The sequence below is a fragment of the Hydrogenobaculum acidophilum genome, assembly GCF_054656715.1.
In genome coordinates, this window is the sequence record NZ_BAAHXP010000011.1 from 46,078 (window position 1) to 56,625 (window position 10,548).

13 protein-coding genes and 1 riboswitch are annotated in these 10,548 nt (G+C 34.7%); of the genes, 5 read left to right on the forward strand and 8 right to left on the reverse strand.

The features are described 5' to 3' along the window. Nucleotides 1-35: 35 nt before the first annotated feature. Genes ACYQZV_RS06635 through ACYQZV_RS06670 form a run of 8 tightly spaced genes read right to left on the reverse strand, consistent with a single transcriptional unit; the run spans nucleotide 36 to nucleotide 7,751 of the window. Nucleotides 36-680, reverse strand: a complete 645-nt coding sequence (locus ACYQZV_RS06635; RefSeq protein ID WP_459894193.1) for a MarC family protein — start codon at nucleotides 678-680, stop codon at nucleotides 36-38. Continuing rightward, a complete protein-coding gene (locus tag ACYQZV_RS06640) occupies nucleotides 670-1,218 on the reverse strand; it encodes a hypothetical protein (RefSeq protein ID WP_459894195.1) in 549 nt (182 codons plus the stop codon). The genes ACYQZV_RS06635 and ACYQZV_RS06640 overlap by 11 nt, the downstream gene beginning before the upstream one ends. After that, nucleotides 1,208-4,306, reverse strand: a complete 3,099-nt coding sequence (locus ACYQZV_RS06645) for an efflux RND transporter permease subunit (protein ID WP_459894197.1) — start codon at nucleotides 4,304-4,306, stop codon at nucleotides 1,208-1,210. The genes ACYQZV_RS06640 and ACYQZV_RS06645 overlap by 11 nt, the downstream gene beginning before the upstream one ends. Further along, nucleotides 4,306-5,469 carry an efflux RND transporter periplasmic adaptor subunit gene (locus ACYQZV_RS06650; RefSeq protein WP_459894199.1) on the reverse strand — a complete coding sequence of 388 codons (1,164 nt, stop codon included), beginning with the start codon at nucleotides 5,467-5,469 and terminating at the stop codon, nucleotides 4,306-4,308. Before ACYQZV_RS06650 ends, ACYQZV_RS06645 begins: the two co-directional genes overlap by 1 nt. After that, on the reverse strand, nucleotides 5,466-6,749 hold the full coding sequence (locus tag ACYQZV_RS06655; RefSeq protein WP_459894200.1) for a TolC family protein: 1,284 nt from the start codon (nucleotides 6,747-6,749) through the stop codon (nucleotides 5,466-5,468). Before ACYQZV_RS06655 ends, ACYQZV_RS06650 begins: the two co-directional genes overlap by 4 nt. After that, nucleotides 6,739-7,152, reverse strand: a complete 414-nt coding sequence (locus ACYQZV_RS06660) for an arsenate reductase ArsC (RefSeq protein WP_459894202.1) — start codon at nucleotides 7,150-7,152, stop codon at nucleotides 6,739-6,741. The genes ACYQZV_RS06655 and ACYQZV_RS06660 overlap by 11 nt, the downstream gene beginning before the upstream one ends. Further along, nucleotides 7,142-7,456: an ArsR/SmtB family transcription factor gene (locus ACYQZV_RS06665; protein ID WP_459894203.1), complete on the reverse strand. Its 315-nt coding sequence runs from the start codon at nucleotides 7,454-7,456 to the stop codon at nucleotides 7,142-7,144. Before ACYQZV_RS06665 ends, ACYQZV_RS06660 begins: the two co-directional genes overlap by 11 nt. A 19-nt stretch (nucleotides 7,457-7,475) precedes the next feature. After that, nucleotides 7,476-7,751 carry a hypothetical protein gene (locus ACYQZV_RS06670; RefSeq protein WP_459894204.1) on the reverse strand — a complete coding sequence of 92 codons (276 nt, stop codon included), beginning with the start codon at nucleotides 7,749-7,751 and terminating at the stop codon, nucleotides 7,476-7,478. A gap of 109 nt (nucleotides 7,752-7,860) precedes the next feature. Next, a riboswitch (Fluoride riboswitch) is annotated at nucleotides 7,861-7,926 on the forward strand. A 20-nt stretch (nucleotides 7,927-7,946) separates the two neighbouring features. Between ACYQZV_RS06670 and crcB the strand changes: the two genes are divergently transcribed. The 5 genes from crcB to ACYQZV_RS06695 are packed head-to-tail and all read left to right on the forward strand — an operon-like array spanning nucleotide 7,947 to nucleotide 10,047. After that, on the forward strand, nucleotides 7,947-8,315 hold the full coding sequence (gene crcB / locus ACYQZV_RS06675; RefSeq protein WP_459894206.1) for a fluoride efflux transporter CrcB: 369 nt from the start codon (nucleotides 7,947-7,949) through the stop codon (nucleotides 8,313-8,315). Next, complete coding sequence (locus ACYQZV_RS06680) at nucleotides 8,312-8,623, forward strand: DUF190 domain-containing protein (RefSeq protein WP_459894207.1); 312 nt, start codon at nucleotides 8,312-8,314, stop codon at nucleotides 8,621-8,623. The genes crcB and ACYQZV_RS06680 overlap by 4 nt, the downstream gene beginning before the upstream one ends. Further along, a complete protein-coding gene (locus tag ACYQZV_RS06685) occupies nucleotides 8,620-8,934 on the forward strand; it encodes a DUF190 domain-containing protein (protein WP_459894209.1) in 315 nt (104 codons plus the stop codon). The genes ACYQZV_RS06680 and ACYQZV_RS06685 overlap by 4 nt, the downstream gene beginning before the upstream one ends. Then, nucleotides 8,918-9,655 (forward strand): prenyltransferase/squalene oxidase repeat-containing protein, encoded by a 738-nt coding sequence (locus tag ACYQZV_RS06690; protein ID WP_459894210.1) that lies wholly within the window; start codon nucleotides 8,918-8,920, stop codon nucleotides 9,653-9,655. The genes ACYQZV_RS06685 and ACYQZV_RS06690 overlap by 17 nt, the downstream gene beginning before the upstream one ends. After that, nucleotides 9,652-10,047, forward strand: coding sequence for a HEAT repeat domain-containing protein (locus tag ACYQZV_RS06695; protein ID WP_459894211.1), 396 nt, complete (start codon nucleotides 9,652-9,654; stop codon nucleotides 10,045-10,047). Before ACYQZV_RS06690 ends, ACYQZV_RS06695 begins: the two co-directional genes overlap by 4 nt. The last annotated feature ends 501 nt before the right edge of the window (nucleotides 10,048-10,548 follow it).

The following is a 10,548-nucleotide window of genomic DNA, read 5'->3' on the forward strand; positions in this document are numbered from 1 at the left end:
ATATATTATAGCAAAAACTATATGATAAGTTAATGTTATAATTTACTAACTAAAATGGGAAATGAAGCTTTTAGTCCGTTTATTATAAACTGCATAGACAAAGCCATTAAAAGGATGCCCATAAGCCTTGATACTATGTTTACGCCGGTTTTTCCGATGATTTTCATTATCTGCTCTGACCAGATGAGCACTAAAAATACACCAAAGCAAGCAAGTGTTATAGCTATTAAGAAAAATACATGTGCGGATATGCTGTTGTTGGATGATACCATCGTGATTACTGTGCTTATAGCACCAGGTCCTGCCAAAAGAGGAGTTGCTAAAGGTACAAGAGCTATGTTGTCTTTGTCTTGGGCTTGCTCTATCTCTTCTTGGGATATACGCTCCTTATGGGGCTGACCAAATATCATGTGTATAGATATAAAAATCAGTATAATGCCTCCTCCTATCTGAAAAGCTCCAAGACTTATGCCAAATATTTCAAAAAGGATGTCTCCGAAAAATAAGAAAAATATGAGTATAAATCCAGCATACATTGAAGATGCTCTTACTACGTAAAACCTATCGCTTTTAGAGTACTTGTTTGTGAGACTTATAAGTACTGGCATTGCTGCAAAAGGATTTAGTATGGCAAATATGGCTATCGTGTACTTTATAAGAAAATATATTTTATCTTGCATTGAGTTTAATGGCTTTTATATAAGTTTTCATATAAATAATCTCTGTTAGGATTATAAAAATATATAAGATAGATAGTTTTGTATAAAAGTTAAAACCTATGTTTATATGATGCGGATATCCAAGATATTTTATCAAAAGCCCCGTGTATATAGATGTTATAATCACACCCAAGATAGCAAATTTTTTATTAAAAGCTTTTAAACTAACAGATATAATAAGCATAGGCAATACATAGATGTATGGGTGATATTTCACAATAAAATCCCCAAGATTATCTGCTTTTACAATAGATATAAATAAGCTCATTATAAGCCCAGCTATCCCAAGCAAAATCCCCAATGGAAATTTTTTAGCTTTTAGATTGATAAAGATAATCAAAATAGGTATAAAGTAAAGCCCCAAAAACACATATCCAGCGTAGTAGTCTACTATATGCATGTAATCAAAAACCCTTTCTCTTACATTTTTAGTAAAAGCTTCAAAAAATGCCAATACACAAAAAAGCATATTTAGAATAAGCGGTATCTTAGGTCTCATTTTTACCCTCTTTGTTGGCTAAAAGATAGTAAAACGTAGGCACATACACAAGGCTTAAAAATGTACCCGCTATAAGACCGCCAATGGCAACAGCCGCCAAAGGAGCGAGCCTTTCAAGACCTATAGCCCATTCAAGAGCTATGGGAATCATACCCACCGCCGTACCAAAAGCAGTCATAAGTACTGGTCTTGTGCGAAGCCTTATGCTTTCTTTTATAGCTTCTTTTAAGCTCATGCCTTCTTTTTCCCGCTCTTGGATAAAATCTATCAAAAGTATTGAGTTTTTAACAATAATGCTTCCTAAAAGTACAAAACCCATAATAGCAGGCAAAGACCCGTGCTTATTCATTATTAAAAGTGCCCAAGCACCACCTATGGCTCCAAGGGGTATAGCTAGTATGATAGCCAAAGGTGAACGCCAAGAACCAAAAGTAGGCACAAGCACAAGATAAAGCAGTACTATACCTATTCCTATAGCCTTTGCCATGCGCCCCATGGCTTCTGTCATCATGGATATATCCCCAGTTTGCTCCATCTTTACATCTGGTGGAAGCTTTATGTGTAGTTTTTTCATTTCCCTATAAAAACTATCCATGATATGAGTGATGGGATATTTGGCTCTATATCCATATATATCAAGCGTGTATTCCATCGCTTGCCTTGTGATAAGAGTAGGTTGATGGCTTATTGTAAATGTTCCAAAAGCCTCTAAGGGTATAAAACCCATTGGTGTTTTAATAGGATAAGATTTAAACTTATCTATCTTGTTTCTATCGGTTTTATAAGATATTACCCTTATAAGATATCCAGTTTGATTGGGGACTGTAAACACGGAGGACACCACGCCACTTAATCCCTGAGCTACTTGGGAGGCCACTGAAAAAGGCGTGGTATGATAAAAAGCGCATTTTTGTTTGTCTATTTTAAAATCGTATTCTAAGGCATCCATCGTCCAAGAGCGTGAATAAGATTTGAGACCTTTTGTATGTTTTACAGCTTTTAATACCTCGTTTCCAGCTTTGTTTAAATCTTCCAAAGATGGACTAAACAGCGTGGTATCAAAATTTGCACTTATAGAAGAAACAGCGGTGGCTCCATAATCGTAAACATTTGCATATTGAATGTCTGGTAGCGTATGAATATACTCTCTTATCTCGTGCTCTAAATCCCAAAGGGTTTTCTTGCGTTTAAATCTATTTACAAAGTGAATTGTAATGCTTGCTTGATAAGGGGTGCCTCCTCCCACGGTAAAAACACCAGGTTCTGTGCCTATAGCGGTGGATATAGTCTCTGTTACGGGTTTACCGTTGGATTTTAAGCTATAAATGTATTTTTCTATCTTCCTTACCTCATCGTTTACTTTGTATATGGATGTGTTTGGATAAAATGTAATCTTACCTATGGCAATACCAGTATCCATAGGGGGCATAAGGTCCCTTCCTTCAAGGGGCATTATATCTCTTAAAGATACTACAAATAGTAAAATCGCTAAAACCATAAAAACTCTCATGGCTATTTTGTTGTTTATCATGAGCATATTCCAAGATGTATAGAAACTTTTGAGAGGGTTTAATACCTTTTCCACAATGTTGTTTATAGTCTCTTCAAATTTTGTCTTTTTAGTTTCATGCTTTAAAAATCTCATACTTACAATGGGTATAAAAGTAATTGAGACTATGTAAGATACAAGCACGGCTATTATAAGGGTGCCAGCCAGCGGTCTAAATATGCGCTCTGGATAGCTTCCCACAAATAAAAGTGGTAATAGTACTATTGAAGTAGAAAGAGTTCCAGCAAACACCACAAGCATAACCTCTTTTGTACCATTTATAGCTGCTTGCAAAGGGCTTTCTTTTAGCTCTACATAGTGTCTTTCTATGTTTTCAAGTATGACGATTGCATCGTCCACAAGCATACCAAGAGCTAATATGATAGCTGTTAGCGTGATAAGGTTAAACTCAATGCCCAATATCCACATCACTCCTATGGTGGCAGCGTAAACAAAGGGTATAGACATAGCGGATATCAGGGTCATCCTTAAGTCTGCTAAGAATATGAATATTACAAGAGAAGTAAAGATAATAGCATCCCTTAAAGCCTCAAACATATTTTCGTTGGAAAGTTCTATAAGTCTTTGCTGGGTATCCGCTACTTGTATATTAAGCTGTGGAAACTCATTTCTTAATTTTGGTAAAAGCCTATTGACAGCATCTATGGTGGTAAGCGCAGCTCCCCCGTATGGGCGTTCTATTGCAAGGGCTATGGCTTGATGTCCGTTAGCTCTATATAAAGACCTTGGGTCTTGGATTGCGTATTTTACAGTGGCTATATCTTTTAGCATTATGTTTGGGGTTATATATATGTGAGCTATTTGCTCTAAGGTTTTAGCCTCAGTTTTTAATTTAAACACGTATTGGGATTTTGAGTTTAATATTATACCCATTGGCACGTCTTTGTTGGCAAATTTAACCGCGTTTATGATATCAGATGGCGTGAGGTTGTACATGGCAAGCTTTGTGGGGTCTATCTGGACTTCTATCTCTTTTTGATAACCTCCAAACACATCCACGTTGGACACCACACCAGTTCTCAAAAGCGCTGGTTTTAGATAGTTATCCGCTATATATCTTACATCCGCCAAAGATAAATTTGAGCCCTTTTTTGGCCATACACCAAGCACTACCACAGGAGGGGTGTATGATGTTATCTCGTATATTGCTGGTTCTTGTATGTCTGACGGTAATAAATTTCTTATCTTAGTGATAGAGTTTGCTACATCGGTTTCTGCTTGTCCTATGCTTTTACCATAATGAAACTCAGCTGTTACCACCGAAAGTCCATCCTGAGACACCGAGTAAACTCTTCTTACCCCATCTATTGTGTAAAGTTCTCTTTCTATCACAGAGCTTACATGGTCTGCCACATACTTTGAAGAAGCACCGGGTTCTACCGTTACCACCGCTATTTGAGGTCTATCCGATGGTGGGAAAAGGTCCCTTGGAAGCGAAAAATAGCCAACTATCCCTAAAAATAGCGCTATTACTAAAACAGAGAATACCAGATGCGGTCTTTTTATGTAAAATTCCATCATTTTACCAGTTTCACCTTGCGCCCATCTTGTATAGAAAGCATTTCAGACCTATTGGCAAGTCCAAGGATTGTATTTGGTGCCATGTCTTTTGTGCAAAAGTACTCTTCGTTTCTCGCCATTGGATTAAACTTTACCCAGTGTACTACTCCGTTTAAGACTTCCATAGCATAGTATCCGTTGTAAGTATGGTTTACGGCATTTACGGGTATAAGCGTGCCCTTGCAAGCTCCTGTGTATATTTTGGTTTTTATATACATATCTGGGGAGGCTTCTATATTGTTTCCTTTTGTCAAAAGCTTAATACTTATCATATTGTTTTGAGCTTTTGGTATGATAGTCTCTACAATAGCTTTTTGAGATTTGCCGTTTAGCATTATTTTCTCTTCGTCTCCTACTTTTATATGGCTCAATATATTTTGAGGCACATCCACATAAACCTCGTAATCATCGCCTACTCCTTCTAAATCAAGAAGTGGTTTACCGGGGGTTGCTAAGTTTCCCACCTTTAAATATCTTTTAGATACTACCCCGTCAAAAGGCGCTCTTATGGTGGTATAGTTTAAAGAATCTTCCAAAGCACTTGCTTGGGAGTTTAAGGCTTGCATTTGATTTTGGATAGCGTTTATTTGCTCTATGGCACCTTTATAAGCGGATTTAGCTCTTTCGTAGGCATCTTGGGATTTTTCGTAGGCTTCTTCAGAGATGGCTTTGTTTTCGTAGAGTATTTTGTCTCTGTTAAAGATTTTTGCTTGGTTTTCATAGGATACTTTTAAAGATTTTAAATTCTCTTCTAAGGATTTTTTCTGAAAAGCCAAAGCTTTTTCGTTGTTTTCTGTAGCGTTTATATTTGATATTATGTCTTTGTCATCTAGCTTCACAAGTATATCTCCTTTTTTTACCTTTGTGCCCTCTTTTGCTATATATAGAATGTATGCGCTTAATCTCGATGCTATCGTAGCTTCATTTTTTGGTTCAAATTTGCCTAAAAAAATCTGTCCTTCTCTTATGCTACCTTCTTTTGCGTAAGCTTGTTTTAATACCAGTGGGTATGCTTTTGCAGATTTTTCTTCATCCACATACTCTTTCCTTTTTATAAAAGCATAGATTGCAATTACAATTATACCTATCCCAATTAAAATACCAATAGTTTTAGATTTCATAGCTTTTCTCCTAGCGTGTATTCCAAGTATTTCTCCATGAGCATCACCTGATATTTATTTTGATATACATTTGCTAAGGAGTTGAAAAAGTTTGATATGGCTAAGAGTGTATCGTACATATCCCCAGCTCCGGTTTTATATTTTAGTTCTTCTATTCTCATTACCTCTTCCGCATAAGACTCGGCTTTTTCAGAGGCAAGCAAGTTTGCCTTAGCGGATTTTAACTTGGTATAAGCATCCAATACTTGTTTTTTAATGTCTAAAATCGTTTGTCTATAATCTTGTTTTGTATTTAAATACTCTTCGTTTGAAGATATGATATCAAAGTATCTTTTACCAAAATCAAAAATAGGCATATTGGCGTACAGGCTATAACTCCATTGGGGTTCTTCTGCACCTCCTCCTATAATCTTTTGATAGGTATAGTTAAAATATATATTTGGAAGATAAGAGGATTTCGCTATAAATAGCTTTTCTTTTGCTATTTGTTCCTGCGTTTTTATAAGTTTTAACTCATATCTATTTTTAATGGCAATCTCGTATAACCTATCCAAAGGTGGAAAGTTTTTATCTTTTATACTCACTTTTTCAAAATGCCAGTTTGTATTGCTAAGGCCTGTAAGTGTATTTAAGGCACCCTTCGTGGATTTTATTCGCTCTCTTATATTTTTAATACTTGCCTTAGTTAGTTCTAACTCATATTGGACTTTCATCAAATCCACCGGGGCAAACTTACCAATCTTTACTCCTAAGCTTACATCATCGTATAACTTTTTAAGAGCTTTTAACCTTTGTTCTTGAGCTTTTAGCTCCTTTTTTAGGGTAAGGCCTGTAAGATATATAGAATATACGTTGAATATTATTTGTCTTTTGGTAAGATGATATGAATCTTTTGATATTTCTTTGGATAAATTGGTTATTTTTATATTTTTTAAAAGCTTAAAACCAGTGAATATCGGAAGCGTGTAAGAGATGGAAGCGGTGGTGATATTGTAAGCGGAGGGGGGTATAGAAGAAGGGCTAAGAGGAAGTTTTGGCACAAATGGAATAAGAAGCCTTGGAGTGTTGAATTTTGAAGTGTTGGCGGTTAAGTCTATCTCTCCAAACTTTGAGGCTATGCTTTGATAATGCTTTTCTTTTGAAATTTTTATGTTGTTTTTGGCTTTTAAAATAGAAGGGTTTTGAGATTTAGCCAATTTTATAGCCTCACTTAAAGTAAGGGAAAAAGCGCTTTTGAAAGCCACAAGGACAAAAAAATATTTTAAAAATCTATATCTCATAAGCATAAAATAGCTCGTCCACAAATTCTTTTATACGGTCTCTTACTCTTCTAAAAACCCATATATCATCTGAATGGCTTGGGTCTTCCACACCAAAATGTATGTGTTTTACCCCTGGTATATTTGGGCAGGCTTCGTTTGCCTCACCACAAAGTGTCACATAAAGAGTAAGCTCGTTCAAAGGTATATCGTTTAAGGATTTTGGGTATTGGTTTGATATATCTATTTTATCTTCCATCATCACCTCTATAGCCATAGGGTGTATCTCTTTGGCTGGATTTGTACCAGCGGAATAGATTTCCGCATCTCTATTATAAAGTTTAGCAAAAAACTTACCATAGCCTTCTGCCATCTGAGACCTACAAGAATTACCCGTACAAACAAAAGCTATCTTATGTCTCACAGTAAAGCCCCTCCTTTTCATCTATGATTACGCTATTTTTTATAATTTCTTTTAAAAGCCCCAATACTTCGTTTTCTTCATTCAAAGAGTAATGTACCCAATGTCCTTGCTTTCTGGCTTTTAGTATATTAGCATCTCTTAAAATCCTAAGATGAAAAGATATGCGCGGTTGTGACATGTTAAAATATTTCATAAAACTACACACGCATACTTCCCCATGCTCTATTACAAGTCTCACAATTTTAAGCCTAATCTCATCTGAAAGCGCATAAAATATACTTTGAAGCTCTTTCTCGCTTAGCATATGTAAATTTTAACATACATCACAGCACTTTTTGGCTTCTTTCCATAGCTTGCTTGATGTCCTCTTCCGTGATATCCCCTTTTATTTCTATAACAGGTTTACCTTTTTCTATCCTAAAATCCATAAAACTCACCTTTGCCTTCATCTGTTCTGTCATACAATCGCACTTTCCTGTTTTGCAATTGTTGACTATCTCTTCCACGTCTTTTGCGTTTACATTTTCTTTTACTTCTATTTTAACCCCTTCTTGGGTTTTAATTACTTCGCTCACATCTTTCAACCTCTTCTTTTCCATCTTTTAAACCTCCTTTAAAAGTCTAAAACTAATATATAAAAATTTTTTTATATAATCAATGCTTCAAATCATATAAAAATAATTTTATAAATGTTATAATTACTATATACAGGATACAGGAGATGGCGTTCTCCTTTAACCGCTCTAAAAAAGGGCTAATAACGCCTACAAGCAATATATAGTTTAGGAGGTTTTATGAGCTATTTATTTGTGCTTGTAGGTGGTGGTTTAGGGGCGCTTTTAAGGTATATCATAGCAACACTCGTACAAAAGTATGTGCCAAACTTCCCTCTTGGTACTTTTATCATAAACATATCTGGAGCTTTTGCCATAGGGTTCTTGAGCATATATCTTACAGAAGTTTTAGAAGCACCGGTAAACTTAAGACTTTTTATTATCACTGGCATTCTTGGTGGGTATACTACTTTTTCCACTTTTACTTTGGAAGGTTTTGGGCTTTTAGACCAAGGAGAATATTTGAAGGCAGCTTACTACATACTTGGTACAAACTTGTTGGGATTTTTAGGTGTATGGCTTGGTAGATTTTTAGGAGGCAAACTATGAAAGGATATCTTTTAAAGATAATAGTGGAGTTTGGGACTAAGTACGAAGGTAAACCATTGTTTGAATATATTGCGGATGTTTGTAGAGAAAACCACATATCTGGACTGAGCGTATTTAAAGCAATACAAGGGTATGGAAAATCTGGCAAGATGCACGAGCATGGTATACTATCCAAAAATGAGCCCGTGTCCATAGAAATAATAGAATCAAAGGAAAATATAGAAAAAATACTACCTATATTAAAAGATGTTTTAGAAAAGCTAAATACTGGGGTTATGACGTTGGAAGAAGTGGATATTGTAAGATGAAAAAACTAAGCATTTACTATAAAGAAAAAGATAGGATAGATGGTAAAAGTTTTTGCAAAGTGATATTTGAGCTTTTAGAAAAAATAAACATATCAGGAGCAACTGCTTTTAAAAGCATATACTCTTACGGGGCTTCTGGAAATGTATCAAATGTCTATATAGAAGTAGAATCTTACAATATGGGTATGAGGATGGATGTAATAGATGAGGATGAAAAGATATACAAACTTGTGGATATGTTAAAAGCCCAAAAACTACTTCTGGTAATATCTGATTGCGAGGTAATATATGGAGATGGAAAAAGCGATTGAAAAATCCTTAGAGTATGTTGAGTCTAAACTATGCAGTGATGGCGGGTATTCGTTCTATAAACATCCATACTTGGAAGAATCAAACATGTATGATACTTATTACGCCATAAGGACGCTTTTGATGTTTGGTAAAAGTATATCTAATAAAACTATTGAGTACATTGTAAACTCGTTTTTAGGTGCCGATACTCTTGAACAACATTATTTTTCTATTAGATGTCTTGAGCTTTTAAAAGAAGAGCCGAAAAAATATAGAAATGATATTGATTTGGAATTTACCATTTCTTTCAATGTAAAATCTTTGGAAGATATTAACTTAGAGCTTTTAAGGATATTAAGATTTAAAAGGATCTCAATGTATTACAATATAAGATATTTAGAAGAGGGGATAAAAGAGTTTATAAATTTGTTAGATAAATCAGATATCAAAACGCTCTCTTTAATATACGCCATAACGGGTAATTTAGAAAGAGAAATTGAGTCTTACTGTGATAAATATTTTGGTATAGTACCGACTCCAAATTTACGATACACAAATATATCTACTCTTTACGCTGGTTATTGGCTTTTAAAAGCCCTAGACAAAGAATTAAGATATCTTTTAAAAGCCAAAGAATTTATACTGATGACTCAGGATAGATACGGTGCCTTTTCAGAAACACTAGAAGCGCTGCCAGATTTGAGGTCAAACTACTGCGGTATTTTTATATTAAGCCTATGAGTGATTTGATTAAATGGTTTTGTCCTTATTGTTGGTCTGAGCTGGATAAAGATTATGAAATATGTCCACATTGCGGACATTCTCTTAAGGACTTTACCAACCTTGATTTTGATGATAAGCTAATACTAGGATTAGATAACCCTATTATAGAAAACAGAATGATGATAATAAATATCTTAGGTAGAAGAAGAGTATCAAAGGCTGCTCAAAAACTATGCGAAATGCTTTTTGATGAAAGAGATACTTATGAGCTAATAGAAATCGCAAATTCGCTTTTTTTGATAGGTTCAAACGATTCTCTGGATTGTTTAATAAATGCCAAAGAAAAATTAAAAGATAATAAGATTTTGACAAACTTTATAAGTAAAAAAATTAGATTAGTGAAAATTTAATAAAGCCGATAGTGATAAATAGGCCATTTTAGAGTTTTTAAGTTAGATGACTAAATAAATTTAGGAGGTGTATAAGTTCATATACACTATAGATACTTACCTTTGTTAAAACTTCTACATATCCATGCAAAGGAGGTATGTATACGATTGCTTTACAACGTGATTATATAGAGGGTATTAAGTTAGAAATGAGGTGACAACTCTGCCACGACTCACAAGTATGCCACGGTTTATTGATTACCTTAACACTCTATTAAAGAAATACCTAGACAAATATAACTTTGTAAGACATCACTTTGCTTTAGGATATAGGACCCCTGTAGAAATAGCTTACAGTAATAAAGTTTCTAATATTGGAGAACAGTATGAAAATTCGATATAATTTTTTAAGTGTAAGTGTTAGCGTGTAGCATACTTATCACGATGTACAGCAATTCGTACATTTATTAACCTAATATAATATTGTGATATAATACATTCATGAAAGCCTTACCAATAGAC